This window comes from Paenibacillus tabacirhizosphaerae (assembly GCF_040812395.1).
In the GTDB taxonomy this organism is placed as follows: domain Bacteria; phylum Bacillota; class Bacilli; order Paenibacillales; family NBRC-103111; genus Paenibacillus_E.
On the sequence record NZ_JBFNXH010000006.1, the window covers coordinates 363805 to 381489 of the forward strand.

Sequence of the window (17685 nt, forward strand, 5' to 3'; positions counted from 1 at the left end):
AACCCAGCATTTCCTGCTCATAACGAACGGTAGTTCCGCGAAATGTGGCTACAACCGAAAATACCGCCTCTTAACGCACCCACGTTCCGCTCGCCCGTGCAAAAAGACGATCTATCGCAGATTGAGGCCGTATTTCAATACGCCAAACCGCTGTAACACTTCCGGATCTTCTACGTCCATCCTGTCAATTGCTCGCACCACACAATACGTGCGGAATCTCTCCGCTCTGCGAGCTCGTCACACACATACCTGACGACATATACTTTCTGGCGTGTTAGAAAGGTTATCCCTAACGCTCTAATTCTGTAGAGGATTTAAACATTTGTTATTAACATAAACAGCCCGTACTAAATTCGGTCAGCTTTTATAAGTAGAATCTTCTATTTCTCCATTGAGCTGATTGGCGTAATGGCGCATCAAATCGGTATCGGAATAATTCTCCGCTTCCATGCTTGCTTCTGTGTCAGTTGTTTCGCTTTTCTGTAATTCCCTATTTTCAATATCCATCCCGCTCCTCCTTTCTGAAAATAGGATTTCCTTCAGCCAGCTTTTCTATGAAGTCATAAACACCTTTTCCGCCCATGGCGCTGAGGAAGATTTGATATTCGTTTGACCCTGCGCATCCTTATATACAACCGAATCATCAAGAATATCTTGACGGTAAATCGTAGCCCCAATTCCTACAGAAACACGGTCGCCAATACGGCATTCGCCGATGATCGAGGAACCTGGCATCATCGCCACCCGCTCCCCGATCAAGGGATAGCGATCTTGATGAGCGCCTACCGTACAGCCATGGGCAGCCACAAAATAGTTCGAGTACGAGGCTTTGCCCAGGACAGTGCCTGTTGTATGCAGCAGCAGGAAAATATCAGGCAGCTTTGTGTCATACATGCAGTTAAACCCATGCAGCGTTTTATTTGTGTAAAATATTTTATTCGAAGCCGCTTCATGCTGCGTTTGCGTCCATACAGCATTCGACAGAAACCACAAAAATACGGCGTATTGATCCGAGTGGAGATGATTCAGAGCAGGCTCATTTTCCAGCGTATACCCGGGCAGAGAGACATGCCGGAAGCAGTACGCGGTTCGTTCGACCGCTTGCTCAAAGGATGGACGTAAATCAGTAAACTTGAGAGAACGCCGGTCTGGGAACAGCCGATTCATTTGCCGGAATGTGTACGATGCAAAATCATTGTAAGGCAGCGATAATCTCACGTTAATCCACATTCCTTTCTTTCATTTGCCCAGCATGTTTCATATATTTTTCAGCTAATTTCTGGATCAGCGCCCCACTGTCTGAGGCTTTAAAGTCAAATTCATTGCGAATCAAGTTAATGGCTATCTCCGGAAATATAATCGTTCTGGCCGAATCTGCCACTGTTACTTCGCATCCTGTAAGTTCTATAATCCACTCCACGATTTCCCTGTTGGATGTGTTAACGCCACTTGCCACATTGTAAATCCGTGATTTACCCGCTTCTGATATTTGGATCAACAGCTTCGCTACATCTTCGACACCGATGTAATCTTTGGATGAATTCAGTGTTGTATGAAGCTCGATACGCCCGCTCTCTAGCGCATCGCGAAGAAGCGCATACAGAAAGTTGCCGGAATTGTAATCATCCCCGCATACATTAGACACTCTGGCGATTTTGACATTCGGCCTGCCAGCATGCAAGCAAAGCGTTTCTCCTGCTAGCTTGGAGAGATGGAACAAATGATCCGGATCCTGCGGATTGACCGCCAGAGTCGCCCTTTCATCTGCATGTGAACACCCCAAGTAAATACGGGTTGAGGATACGTAGACGAAAGAGTTGAATGTTGCCTTCTCCAGCAATTCACTAAGAAAGCTGACATGAGACCGCATCGTGTCAAACGGCCGCTGCCGAAAGTCAGACGTTACTCCCGCGCAATAAATTACTCGGCCTAACGGTTCCCGAAACAAAGCCGAATCCCCTTTTTCCGGAGCAAAGCACGCCAATTGAAAGCTCTCCAAAGCTTTGACGATGTGCTGCCCGATGAAGCCCTGAGCACCGATGACGGTCGTTCTGGCAGATAGATTATCATTCATTCGCGGCACCCTATTCTTCTAGTCGGGACGCCAACGTTGATGGAATACGGCTCCAGCTCGCCTTTAACAAGCGACCCCGCGCCAACGACACACCCTTGGCGCAAGTAAGCGCCGTCGAGTATAACGGTCCCTGCCCCGATCCATACATCGTCCTCGATCACAATGCCCCCCTTGCTCGGCATAAATCGCTGCTGAACAATCGGCAGACGGCTTGACCGGTATTCGTGATTGACTGGAGCTAACGTGCAATTGGCGGCGATCAGCACACCACGGCCGATTTGAATTCCGTTCCCGCTGTAGATGACCGTACCCGAATTGACGTAGGAGCCACGGCCGATTTGCACGTCGCCATCGCCACCAGCAGGTTTAATTTTAACAAAGGAATCGATCACAACCCCGTCCTCGATCCATATACGTGAGCCTCTAACCGAGTCTTCAATGTCGGCAAGTGCCGATATGCGCGCTTTCTCCGAAATCATCAGCACCAATTTTACTCCTCCTCCCACAGCGCAAACTGCCGATCCCGCTCACTGATAATGACGGTTTCCATGGGTATCCACTGGATACCAAAGGCAGGGTCATTCCAACGAACTCCTTTGGCGCTTGCTGCATGATATCGTTGCGACATCAAGTACGTTACTTCCGTATCATCCTCTAACGTCTGAAACCCATGGGCTACGCCCTCAGGAACATACAGCATGCGATGGTTCTCAGAAGTAAGTTCAATCCCATACCACATCTTATAAGTGTCCGAATGGGGCCTAATATCAACGATGACGTCATAAACGGCTCCATTTGAGCAGCGGACTGTTTTGGCTTCTTCGAAAGGAGCTTCCTGATAATGCAATCCTCGCAGCGTGCCTCTTTGTTTATTGTAAGAGATGCCGCTCTGCGCCACATGCGCATTTAACCCATGTATGGTGTATTCCTCCTTGCACCAGGAGCGAGCGAAGAAGCCTCTCTCGTCACAAGAAGGTTCGATGTCGATTAGATAAGCGCCACAGATGCCTGTCTTGGTAACTATCATCATCACCACATCTCAATCTTTGGGAGCCATACGGCGGATTTGCCGCCCCAGCCGCGAATAGCTGCCAGCTGCCCTGCTATTTCATCTTTGAGATTCCACGGCATAATCACGACGATGTCCGGTTTTGTTTCACTCAGATGCTCCGGCGGATAAATTGGAATCAACGTTCCCGGTAAGAGGAGCCCTTGCTTATAAGGGTTACGATCCACGACATAATCGATCATTTCCTTGCCGATGCCGCAATAGTTAAGGAGCGTGTTGCCTTTTGCCGGAGCGCCGTAAGCAGCGATAGTCTGACCTTTGTTTTTTTGACTCACCAAAAAATCCCATATATTTCTTTTAATCTGAGCGATCCTGCTCGTAAATGATGTGTAGGTTACAATCTGTAGAAGACCAGCTTCTTCTTCCAGTTGCAACAACCAGCGAACGCGCTGATCCATTTCTTTCGTTGCATCGTCCGTATGTTTAGCATAAATGCGCAGCGATCCGCCATGTGTGGGCAACTGCTCTACATCGAAAATCGTTAAGCCATGTTCAGCCATCAACCGTTGGACGGTATGCAAAGATAAATAAGAAAAGTGCTCATGATAAATCGTGTCGAACTGATGGTATTTAATCAGCTGCAGCAAATGCGGGAACTCCATTGTCAGTGTGCCGTTATCCTTAAGCAGTATGTTCAAGCCGCCTACAAAATCGTGGAGATCCGGAACGTGAGCCAGCACATTGTTGCCGATTAACAAATCAGCTTGCTTATCTTCCATGCATAATCGCTGTGCGAGCTCTCTCCCGAAAAACTCGGTTATGACTGGAATGCCTTTGCCTGAAGCAGCTTCAGCAACATTACGGGCTGGTTCAATACCAAGCGTATCTATGTCAGACTCTCGAAAATATTGCAATAAGTAGCCGTCGTTACAGGCAATTTCCACCACAAGCGGGTGGGTCTCGGTCATTCGTGACACATCGTGGAACCCAAGCTTTGTCATCATCATCTCCGCATACAACTTCGCATGCTCCAGCCAGCTGTCGGAATACGAGCTGAAATAGGCGTATTCGCCGAAGATCTTTTCCGGCAGCTCGACTTGTTCAAGTTGGACGAGGAAGCATGTGCCGCAAACATAAGTGTGCAGCGGATAAAACGAGAGGGGACGCCCCGTTTCCTCCGGTTTCACGAAATGATTGGAGAGCGGTGACAAGCCGAGATCAATGAATGTTACGGTCAAAAGCTCTCCACAACAACGGCACAGTTTAGTCATTGGACCGAAACAGCTCCTTTAATAATCATGCGAGCCAACTCGCTACATGGTATTCAAACCTCTAAACGCTCGTAGGCTTCTATCTGCCTTAAAGTCATTTCTCTAACATCTGCACCACCTGCATACGTCTGATACCAATCCACGGTCCATTGAATTGCCTCTTTCGTGTCTAAATGCGGCTTCCAGCCAAGCCTTGACTTCGCTTTCGAACAGTCCAACGCCAAATAGTGCGCTTCATGCGGCTCCTTCCGATTGCTGGACTTAGCAGGCTGTGCCTCTTGCAGAAGGGAAAAACGATCCCCCCAGCATGTCAGCAGCTCGCTTGCCACTTCCCCAACGCTCATTGGCCGAACGGTATCCGGCCCGAAGTTCCAGGCTTCAGCCAATCGGCCTCCTTCGGCATACATTTTCTCAGCGAGCAGCAGATAACCGTGCAGAGGGTCAAGTACGTGCTGCCAGGGCCGAACGGCTTCCGGATCACGCACCGCTCGGGGTTTCCCATCCAGAAGGCCTTTGATAAGGTCTGGCACAAGCCGATCCTGCGCCCAGTCGCCACCTCCAATCACATTGCCGGAACGAACAGTGGAAAGTGCAATGAGCGAGTCGCTGAAAAAGGATTTGCGGTACGCATCCGATACGATTTCCGCACACGCTTTACTCGCACTGTACGGATCGTAACCCCCTAATCGATCTTCCTCGCGGTACGGCCATAGCCTTTCGCGGTTTTCATAGCATTTGTCGCTTGTCACGTTAATGACAACCTTTACCGTATCGTTAGAACGTGCTGACTCCAGCACGTTGGCCGTTCCGATAACGTTCACAGCAAACGTCTCCACCGGTGCCTGGTACGAGACCCGGACTAAGGGCTGCGCCGCAAGGTGAAAAATAATGTCAGGCTGACAACGCTTCACAGCATCGTTCAACCGAAATAAATCGCGTACATCTCCTTCAATGGATGTAATCCCATCCTCCACGCTTGCCTGCATGAATAAACTTCGGCCCTCCGCAGGCAGCAAAGCATAGCCGGTAACACTGGCCCCAAGCCGCTGTAACCAAAGCGATAGCCAGCTCCCTTTAAACCCCGTATGCCCAGTAATCAATACCCTTTTCCCCAACCAGAACGACACAGCTACCACACCTTCCAGGGCGCCTTCGAGGAACTCCACCATTCCTCCAGCAGCAGCTTATCCCGCATTGTATCCATAGGTTGCCAAAACCCGCGATGTCGGTAACCAGCCAATTGACCGCGATTGGCCAGACGTTCAAGCGGTTCCAGCTCCCAAATCGTCGCATCCTCTTCGATGAGTTCAAACACTTCCGGCTCCAACACGAAAAAACCGCCATTAATCCAGCTGTCCTCTCCCTGCGGCTTTTCCTTGAAGCGAATGACTCTGTCATCATGGAGATCAAGCGCGCCGAACCGTCCAGGCGGATCAACGGCAGTCAACGTGGCTAGCTTGCCCTGTTTCCGATGAAAAGAAATCAGATCCTGGATATTCACATCGCTAACGCCATCGCCGTAGGTGAAGCAGAAGGTTTCGTTGCCGATGAACGATTGAATGCGTGCAAGCCTGCCTCCTGTCATCGTTCCCTCACCCGTATCGACAAGCGTTACCTTCCATGGTTCGCTGTAATTATTATGAAGCTCTATTTTATTCGCTGCGATGTCAATCGTGACATCAGATCTATGGAGAAAATAATTCGCAAAATATTCTTTGATTGCGTACCCTTTGTAACCCAAACAAATCACGAATTCATGAATGCCGTAATGCGAATACATTTTCATAATATGCCATAAAATCGGATTCCCACCGATCTCCACCATCGGCTTTGGCCGTGCCGCCGTTTCTTCGCTTAGTCTAGTGCCGGTTCCCCCAGCCAAAATGACCGCTTTCATCCGGGTATCCTCTCCTTCGCTCCAGCACCCTTGAAAGTTTACACAGCGCCCGTTACAATAATAATTTCTGAAACGGAGAGCCGTGCGTCCATGAGAATCTCGCTGCTTTGTGACCATCGTTCCATGATTTGATACAGATCGGCTAATTGTGGATGTATGGGATTTTGAACAAATACTATTTTTTGAATAGCCAACTGTTTGCTTTCAAGCATGGCGAGGAGTGGATGCAGATGAAAAAACGTACTGGATACACGTGGCGCCGAATAAGGCGATCTATCATTCAATGAGCGGGTAATTTCCAGAAAATGAGCGCCATTTTGCATTTTAAAAAGGAATGAACCTCCACGGAGCAGCAGCGAATGAATGTCCTCAATCAGATGATCGATGGGGACGTAGGATTCCAGACCGCCTTCAAACAAAATGATGTCGTATGGATCTGCAGCGTGAGTGCTTTTCAACTCGGAAATCGGTCCATGCGTCGCATTATCGGATACCGTAAGTAAATCCTCCATGTAGGCAAGCTGATCCGTATAATTGGTGATTGTCACTTCACCATAACCGGCCTCTCGCAGCTTGTTGCGCAGTTGCAGCGGCGTCGCTCCACATTTCGTATTGATGCCAAGAATGCGCACCTCGCTCAGCTTTTTTCCAGTCGGCTGAAGCTCTATGCTTTCGAGCGCGGCATTTATCAGATGGAAATCAAAAGCTGTATCGTCCCATGCATCAATGGCGTATTTGCTGTGGAAAATTTCACGGCTGACTTCCAGCGAACGATGGTTGCGCTGATCCTCCCCACCCGTGACAGAGCCAAAATGGTGTGTGAATGTATCCTTGGCGAAAATGAGTTTATATCCCGCTCTGCGAATCCGAAAGGAGATGTCATCATCGGCGAATTCGCCATACTTGAATCGAGGATCGAAATATCCAATTTGTCGGAGCAGCTCTGTCCGTACCATCAGAACGCAAGGCAAGAGCCGGACCCTTTCTTCCCACAGAGCCGGGTTTGAAATGTTATAGCTCTCGGCAAACCGCTGTATGCCCTCGAGATCCGTATCGGGACATTCGATTCGTTGGTTGTTCGACACAGAGCTAGCTCCAGGAGAGACATAACCAATCGTTTCATCCGACTCGATACATGTAAGCAAATTGTCCAGCCAGCCTGATGTGACAACGAAATCGTTGGAGATGCTCGCCGTGTAGGTGCCATCCGCAACGATCAATCCTGCATTAAAGCCATTCACAGGACCGACATTTGCTGTAAGTGTAATTTTTTTGAAATTCGGCAATTGAGCGAAATAATTCCCGGTCTCATCACTGGAACCATTGTTCACCGTTATTAACTCGAAATCAATATGAGAGGTATATTGATAGATGCTTTCGATACACTGCTGGGTATATTCCACGTGGTTAAAAGCGAGCACAACAATGCTGACTAGGGGGCGATTTACTAATTTTGACGATTCGCTGATTTCATTGATCGTCTTAGCAATTGTTGCTTTTTCCGACTCCTCTTCCGTCATGGCCATCGCACGCTTGTACAAGCCTGCAGCCAATGTCGGTTCCTTCTTCAGTCGATATACTTCCGCTAATTTATAATAAAGATCGAAGCGCTGATGATCATAACCAATGCCTTCAATGAGCACTCGCTGCGCTTCATCGAGCTTGTTCTCCAATAAATGGATCTCCGCTTTCCATACATTCATATCCGCATCATGCGGAAAAAGCCCTTCAAATTCGCGAATCAACAGCTTGGCAATATCACTGTGGCCATTATCGAGCATTTCTTTAATTTTCTTCTTTACTTCCAAATGATGTCACCCCATCCGTCTTCCCTATGTCCTGATAAGGCCGCTGCATTTTCGCTATAATCATTGCAATATATGCAGTTAAGTAGCAATGTGTCTTGATATAGCCTTGGAACTTGAGAAACGGGCAACTGGAAACAGTTGCTAGGATGGTTTCTATCCATATCGTGCTCATCTTAATAAACGTATGATGATAGAAAAGAAAGGAGGAGAAAAACAGATGCCAAACTTTTCCGTGTATAATCTGGATCCAAATGAGCTGCAAACTCTCATATTCGGGAGCGACGGAACGAATTCACTTCCGCTCAATACAGACAGTACAGGCCGACTCAATGTAGGCGATGTCAACACGGTAACTGCTATCATGGGAGCGACCATTACAGGAGGAACCGTATCGGCTACCATTACTGCCGGTACGCTGAATGCAGTCGAAGCCGTTACCATTGTTGGCGGTACTGTTTCCGCCACCATTACTGCCGGCACGCTGAATGCTGTGCAAGCCGCTACCATCGTTGGCGGCACGCTGAGCGCTGTGCAAGCCGCTACCATTGTTGGCGGTACGCTGAACGCCGTGCAAGCCGCTACCATCGTTGGCGGCACGCTGAACGCTGTGCAAGCCGCTACCATCGTTGGCGGCACGCTGAACGCCGTGCAAGCCGCTACCATCGTCGGCGGCACGCTGAACGCTGTGCAGGCCGCTACCATCGTCGGCGGCACGCTGAACGCTGTGCAGGCCGCTACCATCGTCGGCGGTACATTAAGCGCGCTACTTGCTGGAACGGTCTCTGCTACCATCCTCGGGGGAACTGTTTCCGCTACGATATTGGGTGGAACCGTCTCTGCTACCATCCTAGGAGGTACGATTACATCAATTTCCCAGAACAACTTTAATCAGTTCAACACCCTTGGAATAACCGTCAGTGGGACTTCCTATACGCCAATAGCAGCAGCTTCACTTACGCAAAGCACATATCCGTACAAGGTTTACTCCTATGTTATTTATAATAATTCCGGTGCGGCTACTGTAAATGCACGTGTGGAGCTTAGCTCGGACGGTGCTCGTTGGATTATCGATCAAACAGTCACCGGGTTGCTGACAGGCGGACTCATTTTGACACCAAATCGATTTACTAAATACACACGGATTTCATTAGCAATGGCTCTACTCGGAACGGCTACTGTGGACGTTTTTCTCGATGCACAAGTTTAAAAGATCATCATAAGATGGAGGATAACGCCCGTTATCCTCTTTTTTTTGGATGGAATGCTTTTAGCCCGGAAAAGGAGTTGCTGCGTATGCCCGATCTTGCTGTTGTCTTGCTCATAGTTGATAATGAGATGCCGGTTTCCATTCAGCAAACCTCATTTCCAGTCATTCTATGTGATTCAGACAAAAGCGCTGCTTGGCAGGAAGTGAAACATCAAATTGTCCAGTCAGGCGCCCCGAAAGTATTCCTGCAATTTTCCAATGAAACAATTGACATTCCCCAACATGCCTGGAATCATATCGATTGGCAGTATCGCCGTTATCGCCGCTTATACGATGCTACGGACATTATCTCATCCGTTTCCCCGCTGGCATGCATCGATCTGGCACCGCCATTGCCTCTGCCTGGTCTTATCCTCGAGGCTAGTGAAATAAGAAGCGATCATCGCGAACGAAGATCCATTGCTGCTAAATTGTTATATTTCTTCGATACTCTTAATTGGGGAAACGTGCACAACATACTTAATGAATCTTCCTTGAAGCCCAATGATCTATTTGCGCTATCATGTTTATATGAAAAAACGAACCGCTTTGAAGAAGCCTATGCCACTAGTCTCAAGGCGCTGTCGCTGGAGAAAGCGGGTCTTAACGAACACGATCTTTCAACGGAACAGGGTCCTGCTCTTTGTGACCAGGCAAGGCTATGGCTCGCGCACGGTGTTCAAGCAGCAAGATGCGAACGATATGAGGAAGCTGCTGCTGCCTTTCAAATGTCCTTTACAGAACGGCAGCATATGGATCCGTTATATTACTGGGCAGATGAGCTTATGCAACAAGGATTCGACGGAGAAGAAGTTCTCGTGTCTATAGAAAAGTGGTTAGTGAAAGATCCGATTAAAGAAGAACGGCTGATTCGTCTTTTGCACCGAATTGGCATGTACAATAAGGCACTGGAACGGATCGAACGTGAGGAAACGGGCATGCAGCATTTGACCCGCATTCGTTTTGACTGCTTAATTCGGATCGGAAGGATCGCCGAAGCTGTGCTGCTGTTCCTTGATCAAGGAGATCCTTATTCGAAGAATCACCCGACGGATGATCTCCTTTGTAGCATATTGTTAGCGGATGATGCAGAACAAGGTATCGTATCATCTCTTTCATCCTACAAGCAGGAGGCACTTCTAGAGCGGGCTATAGCTTTGCACCTGTTTCCGCTGGCAGAGAGGCTGCAAACCTTTAGCCTTTCACCGCTGTCGCTTGCTTGCAGCTTATTTCGGCAAGGTCACGTCATGCGGTCTGCCGCTCTTTTTCTGCGCGCCCTGAAAGACAATACGCTCGATCAGACAGGCTACCGATATTTGGGGGAAATCTTATATTACCGAAAAGCTTACGAGCAAGCATCCGGAATGTTTGAATATTTACTAGCACAATTGCCTAATGATGCATCACTTCGCACTGCCCTTGCACTTGCCTGCTTACGGCAAAGTGAGGCTCTTTTAAACGAATCCATGTATATCTTTCCTTCTTCCGTTTTCTTGCGGGAAGAAGCGAAAAAAGTTGCCTTAGGTATTAAACGCATGGAACAAAGCGATGCTATTACTCGCTGGAAATGGTCAGAGAGGAAAAACTTCCATGAATAAACCTCTCATCTCTCTCTGCATGATCGTTAAAAACGAACAAGATGTTATAGCTCGCTGCTTGCAAAGTGTTAAAGAGGCTGCCGATGAATGGATCGTTATCGATACGGGTTCGACAGACCGAACAATAGACATCGCGCGGAGCGAAGGTGCGTCCATCCATATTCGACCATGGCGTCATGATTTTGCTGCTGCACGCAACGAATCAATTGATCTTGCCACAGGCGAGTGGATCCTTGTACTCGATGCTGACGAATCATTAGAAGAAGGGCAAGGGAAGCAGCTGCGCCAGATTGTGGAAAATGCGCCGGATACGGAAGGTTTTTTTGTGCGAATTGTCAATTACATCGGTTCGGAAACCAACAATTCAGGAGCATCCTCCATCTCTTCCTCCCTGCGACTATTTCGCAACAAGCCAGCCTACCGATATGTGGGTAGAATCCATGAACAGATCGTTCAACCCATCTTATCGGCGAACCCATCTGCACAACTGCTCTATTCCAATATCCAATTGAATCACGGTGGGTATTTACCCGAAATTGTACAGAAAAAAAATAAAATAAAGCGGAATATGGAGCTATTGCAGCAAGAATTGGCCTACACAGACAATGAAAGCTTTCATCGCTACAATCTCGGTGTAGAATATATGCGAGTAGGGGATTATGCGAAAGCACTGGAACAATTTCGCTTGTCCCGAACCGTGGTAGATTGGCGGATGACCAGCTTTGGACATGTTGTTATACTTCGCGAAACGAATTGTTTGCAGGCGCTAGGCCTGTGGGAAGACGCGATCGAATTGTGCAGCGAAGCTTCGGATGCTTTACTCGATTTTCCTGATTTATTCCTCACCATAGGCAGAATTCATTATCATCAGCGACAATGGGAACAAGCGGAGACGGCATTTCGCAGAGCGATCGATATAGGGGAAGCTCCTCCTCAGTATACGTCAGCTAGTGGCGCGGGGACTTATAGTCCCAGCTTTCACCTCGGCAAAACCCGTGAACAGTTAGAGGATTACGAAGGTGCGATTAATTGGTACGCAAATGCGTTAAAGTTTAATTCGAACCTGCTTTCACCATTTCTTCGCTTAATCAGTCTCCTGGCTCGTCTTTATGATGCCAAAGGCATTACAGAAAAAATAGAGACACTGTTTCATCTGGAATCACCGAGAACCTGGTGGAGTATCGCACTTTCCTATTATCAGCTCGGCCTGTACGAACAAGCTGCAGACATTCTGGAGAACAAGCAGTTGCCTCTGGAAAAACAGGATGATCGTTTGCTGTTGCTCATGCGCTGTGGGTTCCTAGGACCTAGCATCCTCATGGCAAAAGAATCAAGAATTGCAGCCCCTCGAAGTCAAACGAACAGGAAAGCGTTCTATACGGCACTTTCCCGTAACGACGACCAAACAGCGATAAGATGCCTGAGAAGGATGGAAAAGGAATTGAAACGAAAGCAGAGACAGAAGAGCCTGCAGCAGTCTCCTCTTGAAGCCGCTCAAGAGTCCGAAGCGTCGAGAGAGCTTATCCTGCATCTGCACGCGCATTTATTAAATGAAAAGAAGCTCGACATCCCGCTGCACTTGCCTGCTTCTGCCTATTCCGCCTTATGGAGCGAGTTATATTTCTTGTATATGCTCGCCTCAAAAGAGCATTTATTTGCTTTACAAGCTCAGCTTCAAGCCTTTTGGCGCCAGATTCTGAACCTGCTTCCTGATCCTGTTCAGCGTTTGAAGGGCCATTACGAGCTGATCAAAACTGTTCATGTGCGAATATATCAATTATTTCAAAAAGAGGACGATAATTTCGCATACACCGCATTATGGAACGATGTCAGACCAAGGCTCATGACGCTAATCGATGACCTGTTCATGGAAGAGGTGATCTGACCATGTCAACCGTGACGTTATGCATGATTGTTTGCGACGAAGAAGAGCATATCGGGACATGTTTGAGCACTGCGAAGCCCTATGTTGACGAGATCATCGTCGTCGACACCGGCTCAAGGGACCAGACGGCAGCAATCGCCGAGCAGATGGGCGCACAAGTATATCGGCAGAAATGGAATGACCATTTTGCCGAAGCACGCAACTATGCCTTGAAACGAGCACATGGCGACTGGATTCTCGTGCTCGATGCCGATGAACGGCTGGAACCCATCGATCCCGAATATTTCGAAAACCTGCTCGCCAATCATGCGGCTGCAGGTTTTTATGTCACAGTAAGGCATTATGATTCCGCCCGGACTGATGATTACGAAACAGACACCATATGCCGTTTATTCCGCAATCTTCCCGGTATTTCTTATCACGGCCGCATACATGAAGATATCGGGATGTCAATTTCCATTCATTTCCCGAAAATGACGATCAACAACTCCACTCTAGTTGTTTCCCACTTGGGTTATCTACGACAACTGATACAATCGAAAAATAAAGTAGCACGCAACCGCAAACTTCTGGAACAGGCCGTTCTTGAGGAAAGCGATACCTTGTATTACCGTTATGCAATAGGCGTAGAATCCTTCCTGCAGGAGCATTATCGAGAAGCTGCTGAGCTGCTATCACCGCTTCTGCCACAGGTTCCTCCGTCTGCCGGATACGCTTCGGACCTTGCTTATAAGCTGTGTTTTGCCTATTGGCGCTCAGGGCAGTACGCAGAAGCTCTTAAAGCAGCCGAAACGGGTCTCCTACGCGTACCGACCCATGCCGATCTGCAAGAATTGCATGGTGTTTTGCTATTGGAAGAAAGACGAATTGAGGAAGCTTTCCATCGTTTCAAAAGCATTGCCAAATCAACTGCTTATTCCGATGCGCGGCAGCACGAGCGTTTGGACTATTGGCTAGGTCTTGTTAACCAGCGCCTTGGCAACTGGAATGAGGCTTTAAGGCATCTTGAACGCAGTCTTCACACTGAATCCTATCACCAACAGGCACTTCCGCGGTGGCTTAATCTCGCCCTGCTCGTCCTGCCGATTGAAAAGGTAGTCTCCGATCTGCAAGCAGCGATACCAGGTTCCCATAGAACCTCGATCCTTAAGCTTATATGTCCGCTTGTCATGAAATGGGGGATGAGCGACAGGCTTCTGCCTTTTCTTGATACAACGGTTGAAACGGAAAACAATCTCGATCGGGAATTAGCTTTTTACCGGGCTATTATGACGGCCCAAGCTGGAAATCCGGACATCGCCTTCGAAATAATGCAGCAGCTTGTCCGAGAAACTCCCGAGAGGCACATTATTTTATATGTATGGGCGTTGCAAAACTTTCATGAAACCCGGCCCGAGCTTACTGCGCTCGCTGATAAGCTGCTTCGCAGTGAAAAGATGAACGAAGATCACAAAGCACTCCTGGAACAAGCCGCATTTGCGATGCTGATGGTGAGGTCTTGGGAAGGCTTTTTATTCATATGGCAGCATTGGTGCCAACTTCTCTTGAACGATGAGCCTTCCGTTCCCGTAGCATGGCGTTCCGCAATCTACCGCTCTCCTGATCATGTTCGGAAAATCATTTGGCAGAAGCTGTTTTCCGAAACTGGAAAAGGCCGGATCGGCGACCGAATATTTACCGCCCAATTGGCGCACGTCATAGGAAACAAAGAAGAAAGCCTTCTTTTGTTTAACAAAGTAAAGGAGGATTATCCTCAGCTGCTTGAGCCGCGAATCGGCCTCTATGGCGTTCTTCATAACTCGGATGAATACGCTTGTCTCCTATTTTTAGCCGAGTCATAAGGAGGCGGCAGTTAGGCGCAATCCCCCGATTAGCCGGCAGTTTGCGCCTGAAAATAAATGTCCAGCCGTGTCGGTTGATCCGCCTTCTGGGATTTCACACTGAAACGCGTGTACTTCAAATATCGGATAGGAACGATGACTTGTGTTGCACCAGGAGCTACAACTAACTGCGAATCCCGCATAAAATCAGATCCATTAGGACTAATCTCCACCTTGATCTCACTCGGGTATTGTCCACGATTAACGACAGAATACGAATATAAGCTCAATAAAGAGGAATTGACTTGAAGCGAGGGCTTCCAATCGTCCCCTGTAAGTACATTCAGCCGCTCATCCTCAATGAACTTCTTTGACTCAAATCGTACTCGAAGTTTTTTAATAATCGGGTAAATATTGCAACATCGTTTCTTCCAAGAAGGCTTCGGCTTCATGCGCTTTTTGTGAGGGAATGCGGATCTTTTTCGGCAAACACAGCAACCCAACTTCTTCTTCAACTTACTACGGTGGCTGCATGGGAAAGATCGCTGTACACCTTTTAAACATTTCCGTACACGCATCCAAAGCCCCTCCGTTTTCGTTAATAATTTCCACTATATTCGAATCAAGCATATAGCGAAACGGCGCAATGCAAAAAAGCTCAAGGTCAATGCTTCAACCTTCGTGACTTTGTAAGCTCATGAGAATCGCCATGGCCGAGTAATAATTTCCTAATTGCTTGATAGCAAAAAAACCACTTCCTACCAGAATTTTTACTTCTGATAGAAAGTGATTTAAATTTATAATAGTTTGCAACTAGGATGCAGTCGGAGGGATTTGAACCCTCACGCCTGTGTGAGCGCCACCCCCTTAATGTCAGGATGTACGATGGCGCCCACCAGTTTTTGTCCTTTTAAAATCCCGCCTTCTGGTGTCTTTTCTATCTATTACCCAGCTCGGTCGGTAGTTTGCTTCATCAGTTCAATAAATTTCATGCTCTTTTCCATTGAACAGAGAGGAATGCTTGAGCTACTTCAAGGCAGCCAATTCTTTCAATTCAAGGAATACAGCTGTCATGTCTAGATCGCCCTTCCCCTTTGCTTTAGCAGCTATAATCAGCGACTGAGCGGCAGCTACTCCAGGCAATGGCGTCTCGAGGATACGCGCCGTCTCCATGATTAGGCCCACATCTTTTTCCATTAAATTCAGCGAGAAGGAGGGAGGAAATTCCTCGTTGACGAATAAGCTTTGTTTGAATTGCAATAGCTTCGTAGCGAGCGGTGAGTCAAGGAACAACTCCAAAATTTGCTCGCGGTCTAGTCCCATCTTTTCGGCTAGAACCAGCGTCTCCGATATGGCATGAACGTTTAGTGCAAGCAACGTGTTAATGGCTAGTTTCGCATTGTTGCCCATACCGTGTTCACCAAAGTAGAATAATTTGCGTCCAAGTACAGACAATATTGGCTCGCATGCATCGAAAATATCCTTCGGTCCGCCAACAAGAATAAGCAAACTTGCTTCTCTGGCCTGCATGATCGAACCTGCTACCGGCGCTTCCAGAAAGTTTGCACCTTTCGCATGAACTTCTTTCGCAATCCGCTGCGAATAGATAGGACCGACCGTACTCATGTCAATCCATATATGGCCCTTGGTCAGGCCGGCCAGTAAACCTTGCTCTGTTCCCATGATCTCGTCCATGGCCGCTGCACCCGTTACCATCGTCAGCACGACCTCGCTGCTTTCTGCGACCTTTCGTGGCGAGTCTGCCCACTTAGCGCCTCGAGCAAGCAGATCTTCTGCCTTCTTCCGGGTACGATTATAAATCGTAACTTCAAATCCAGCTTTTAGCAAATTGTCAACCATCGGTTCCCCCATCGCACCGATGCCGATCCATCCGATTCGTTTCATCTGATAACCTCCATTTGTTTCATAATCGTTTCGTATAATTTCAGTTTTTCATTTACCATACCAAGCGTCTCCGCCAACGATTCGATCTGCGCCTCGATTGCCCTGCTTCGCTCTTCCAGCATTGCATGTCTTTCACTTGCCGTCGTATCACCTTGAAGTGCTAATTGCAAAAAGTGGCTCATTTGCTGAATCGGCATTCCCGTTGATTTTAAACGGATAAGAAATAAAATACGCTTCATGTCTTCAGTATTGTAGTAGCGATGACCGTTCTGCTCCCGCTGAGCACGTGGAAGTAATCCGATCTTTTCATAATAACGTAAAGTATCTTCCGACAAGCCCGTCTGCTCTGCAGCTTGCTTGATTGTTATTTTCGACATGCTGGACCTCCTTCCTGAATGCAACCCTAAAGTCAGCATACAACTTGGAGTGCACTCCAAGTCAAGTACTAAAATTCACTTACTCTGCGATCGCAGGGTTTGAACGATGGAATCATCATTGCACTCGTTAAAATAATCTTCAAAACAAAAAGGCAGCAAGCTAAGACGCCTGAACAACGGCTTCTAAGATTGCTGCCTTTTTGCTACCACAGATATGGCTACTGTTTGAAATCTCCACACAGGACGGTAAAAGAAAAAAAGCCTTATAGATCAAGGCTTTTCTTGGGATGCGGTCGGAGGGATTTGAACCCTCACGCCTTGTGAGCGCCACCCCCTCAAGATGGTGTGTCTGCCGTTCCACCACGACCGCGTATGAAATTTAAAAACTGGGGATCTAGGATTCGAACCTAGGCATGACGGAGTCAAAGTCCGTTGCCTTACCGCTTGGCTAATCCCCATTATTAAAGGGAAAAGGGCGACCGATGGGACTTGAACCCACGAATGCTGGATCCACAAACCAGTGCGTTAACCCCTTCGCCACGATCGCCACAGTAGGGATTTATTCCCTGAAGACTAGATACGAAACTTGCGTAAAGTAGGTATTTGTTAACCAGTTGTTTTCTGGACCCCAATCAAGTATTCGGCAATCGCTTCGTCAGCTTCTGCTTCACTTGCTTGGGATTGTTTTGGTTAAGCCCTCGACCGATTAGTATTCGTCAGCTGCATGCATTGCTGCACTTCCACCTCGAACCTATCAACCTCGTCGTCTACAAGGGGTCTTACATACTGGGAAAT

Annotated in this window: 16 protein-coding genes, 3 tRNA genes and 1 rRNA gene; 4 read left to right on the forward strand and 16 right to left on the reverse strand. The window is 47.9% G+C overall.

Annotated features, from left to right (window positions below):
- Window positions 1–357 precede the first annotated feature (357 nt).
- The 9 genes from ABRS97_RS14130 to ABRS97_RS14170 are packed head-to-tail and all read right to left on the reverse strand — an operon-like array spanning window position 358 to window position 8059.
- Window positions 358–507 carry a hypothetical protein gene (locus tag ABRS97_RS14130; RefSeq protein WP_367814852.1) on the reverse strand — a complete coding sequence of 50 codons (150 nt, stop codon included), beginning with the start codon at window positions 505–507 and terminating at the stop codon, window positions 358–360.
- Window positions 508–552: 45 nt separating this feature from the next.
- A complete protein-coding gene (locus tag ABRS97_RS14135) occupies window positions 553–1230 on the reverse strand; it encodes an LbetaH domain-containing protein (RefSeq protein WP_367814854.1) in 678 nt (225 codons plus the stop codon).
- Complete coding sequence (locus ABRS97_RS14140; RefSeq protein ID WP_367814855.1) at window positions 1220–2074, reverse strand: NAD-dependent epimerase/dehydratase family protein; 855 nt, start codon at window positions 2072–2074, stop codon at window positions 1220–1222. Before ABRS97_RS14140 ends, ABRS97_RS14135 begins: the two co-directional genes overlap by 11 nt.
- The gene (locus tag ABRS97_RS14145; RefSeq protein ID WP_367814896.1) at window positions 2071–2553 is read right to left on the reverse strand and encodes an acyltransferase; all 483 of its coding nucleotides are present in this window, start codon (window positions 2551–2553) and stop codon (window positions 2071–2073) included. The genes ABRS97_RS14140 and ABRS97_RS14145 overlap by 4 nt, the downstream gene beginning before the upstream one ends.
- An 11-nt stretch (window positions 2554–2564) precedes the next feature.
- Window positions 2565–3104, reverse strand: a complete 540-nt coding sequence (rfbC, locus tag ABRS97_RS14150; RefSeq protein WP_367814857.1) for a dTDP-4-dehydrorhamnose 3,5-epimerase — start codon at window positions 3102–3104, stop codon at window positions 2565–2567.
- The gene (locus tag ABRS97_RS14155; protein ID WP_367814859.1) at window positions 3104–4354 is read right to left on the reverse strand and encodes a methyltransferase domain-containing protein; all 1251 of its coding nucleotides are present in this window, start codon (window positions 4352–4354) and stop codon (window positions 3104–3106) included. The genes rfbC and ABRS97_RS14155 overlap by 1 nt, the downstream gene beginning before the upstream one ends.
- A gap of 53 nt (window positions 4355–4407) precedes the next feature.
- Window positions 4408–5490: a CDP-glucose 4,6-dehydratase gene (rfbG, locus tag ABRS97_RS14160; RefSeq protein WP_367814898.1), complete on the reverse strand. Its 1083-nt coding sequence runs from the start codon at window positions 5488–5490 to the stop codon at window positions 4408–4410.
- Window positions 5484–6251 carry a glucose-1-phosphate cytidylyltransferase gene (gene rfbF, locus ABRS97_RS14165; protein ID WP_367814861.1) on the reverse strand — a complete coding sequence of 256 codons (768 nt, stop codon included), beginning with the start codon at window positions 6249–6251 and terminating at the stop codon, window positions 5484–5486. Before rfbF ends, rfbG begins: the two co-directional genes overlap by 7 nt.
- Window positions 6252–6289: 38 nt before the next feature.
- Window positions 6290–8059, reverse strand: coding sequence for a glycosyltransferase (locus ABRS97_RS14170; RefSeq protein WP_367814863.1), 1770 nt, complete (start codon window positions 8057–8059; stop codon window positions 6290–6292).
- A gap of 217 nt (window positions 8060–8276) precedes the next feature.
- Here ABRS97_RS14170 and ABRS97_RS14175 point away from each other — a divergent pair, with 217 nt between their 5' ends.
- From ABRS97_RS14175 to ABRS97_RS14190, 4 genes are all read left to right on the forward strand, one after another.
- Window positions 8277–9266, forward strand: coding sequence for a DUF6385 domain-containing protein (locus ABRS97_RS14175; protein ID WP_367814865.1), 990 nt, complete (start codon window positions 8277–8279; stop codon window positions 9264–9266).
- Window positions 9267–9352: 86 nt separating this feature from the next.
- Entirely contained in the window at window positions 9353–10903 is a 1551-nt protein-coding gene (locus tag ABRS97_RS14180; protein WP_367814867.1) for a tetratricopeptide repeat protein, read from the forward strand.
- The gene (locus ABRS97_RS14185; RefSeq protein WP_367814869.1) at window positions 10896–12788 is read left to right on the forward strand and encodes a tetratricopeptide repeat-containing glycosyltransferase family 2 protein; all 1893 of its coding nucleotides are present in this window, start codon (window positions 10896–10898) and stop codon (window positions 12786–12788) included. Before ABRS97_RS14180 ends, ABRS97_RS14185 begins: the two co-directional genes overlap by 8 nt.
- A gap of 2 nt (window positions 12789–12790) precedes the next feature.
- Window positions 12791–14629 (forward strand): glycosyltransferase, encoded by a 1839-nt coding sequence (locus tag ABRS97_RS14190; protein WP_367814871.1) that lies wholly within the window; start codon window positions 12791–12793, stop codon window positions 14627–14629.
- A 29-nt stretch (window positions 14630–14658) separates the two neighbouring features.
- Here ABRS97_RS14190 and ABRS97_RS14195 read toward each other — a convergent pair whose 3' ends face one another.
- From ABRS97_RS14195 to ABRS97_RS14225, 7 genes are all read right to left on the reverse strand, one after another.
- Complete coding sequence (locus ABRS97_RS14195) at window positions 14659–15186, reverse strand: DUF6385 domain-containing protein (protein WP_367814873.1); 528 nt, start codon at window positions 15184–15186, stop codon at window positions 14659–14661.
- Between the two features lie 448 nt (window positions 15187–15634).
- Entirely contained in the window at window positions 15635–16513 is an 879-nt protein-coding gene (locus tag ABRS97_RS14200) for an NAD(P)-dependent oxidoreductase (RefSeq protein WP_367814875.1), read from the reverse strand.
- Window positions 16510–16890, reverse strand: coding sequence for a MerR family transcriptional regulator (locus tag ABRS97_RS14205; protein ID WP_367814877.1), 381 nt, complete (start codon window positions 16888–16890; stop codon window positions 16510–16512). The genes ABRS97_RS14200 and ABRS97_RS14205 overlap by 4 nt, the downstream gene beginning before the upstream one ends.
- A gap of 288 nt (window positions 16891–17178) precedes the next feature.
- Window positions 17179–17260: transfer RNA gene (locus ABRS97_RS14210), tRNA-Leu, on the reverse strand.
- Between the two features lie 16 nt (window positions 17261–17276).
- Window positions 17277–17348 (reverse strand) — tRNA-Gln (locus ABRS97_RS14215).
- A 16-nt stretch (window positions 17349–17364) separates the two neighbouring features.
- Window positions 17365–17437 (reverse strand) — tRNA-His (locus ABRS97_RS14220).
- A 139-nt stretch (window positions 17438–17576) separates the two neighbouring features.
- Window positions 17577–17685: ribosomal RNA gene (locus ABRS97_RS14225) — 23S ribosomal RNA — on the reverse strand; the annotation flags it as partial.

Coding starts and splice junctions, on each gene's coding strand:
- ABRS97_RS14130 (WP_367814852.1), bottom strand. CDS start 507: ATGGATATTGAAAATAGGGAATTACAGAAAAGCGAAACAACTGACACA.
- ABRS97_RS14135 (WP_367814854.1), bottom strand. CDS start 1,230: ATGTGGATTAACGTGAGATTATCGCTGCCTTACAATGATTTTGCATCG.
- ABRS97_RS14140 (WP_367814855.1), bottom strand. CDS start 2,074: ATGAATGATAATCTATCTGCCAGAACGACCGTCATCGGTGCTCAGGGC.
- ABRS97_RS14145 (WP_367814896.1), bottom strand. CDS start 2,553: ATGATTTCGGAGAAAGCGCGCATATCGGCACTTGCCGACATTGAAGAC.
- rfbC (WP_367814857.1), bottom strand. CDS start 3,104: ATGATGATAGTTACCAAGACAGGCATCTGTGGCGCTTATCTAATCGAC.
- ABRS97_RS14155 (WP_367814859.1), bottom strand. CDS start 4,354: ATGACTAAACTGTGCCGTTGTTGTGGAGAGCTTTTGACCGTAACATTC.
- rfbF (WP_367814861.1), bottom strand. CDS start 6,251: ATGAAAGCGGTCATTTTGGCTGGGGGAACCGGCACTAGACTAAGCGAA.
- ABRS97_RS14175 (WP_367814865.1), top strand. CDS start 8,277: ATGCCAAACTTTTCCGTGTATAATCTGGATCCAAATGAGCTGCAAACT.
- ABRS97_RS14180 (WP_367814867.1), top strand. CDS start 9,353: ATGCCCGATCTTGCTGTTGTCTTGCTCATAGTTGATAATGAGATGCCG.
- ABRS97_RS14185 (WP_367814869.1), top strand. CDS start 10,896: ATGAATAAACCTCTCATCTCTCTCTGCATGATCGTTAAAAACGAACAA.
- ABRS97_RS14190 (WP_367814871.1), top strand. CDS start 12,791: ATGTCAACCGTGACGTTATGCATGATTGTTTGCGACGAAGAAGAGCAT.
- ABRS97_RS14195 (WP_367814873.1), bottom strand. CDS start 15,186: ATGCGTGTACGGAAATGTTTAAAAGGTGTACAGCGATCTTTCCCATGC.
- ABRS97_RS14200 (WP_367814875.1), bottom strand. CDS start 16,513: ATGAAACGAATCGGATGGATCGGCATCGGTGCGATGGGGGAACCGATG.
- ABRS97_RS14205 (WP_367814877.1), bottom strand. CDS start 16,890: ATGTCGAAAATAACAATCAAGCAAGCTGCAGAGCAGACGGGCTTGTCG.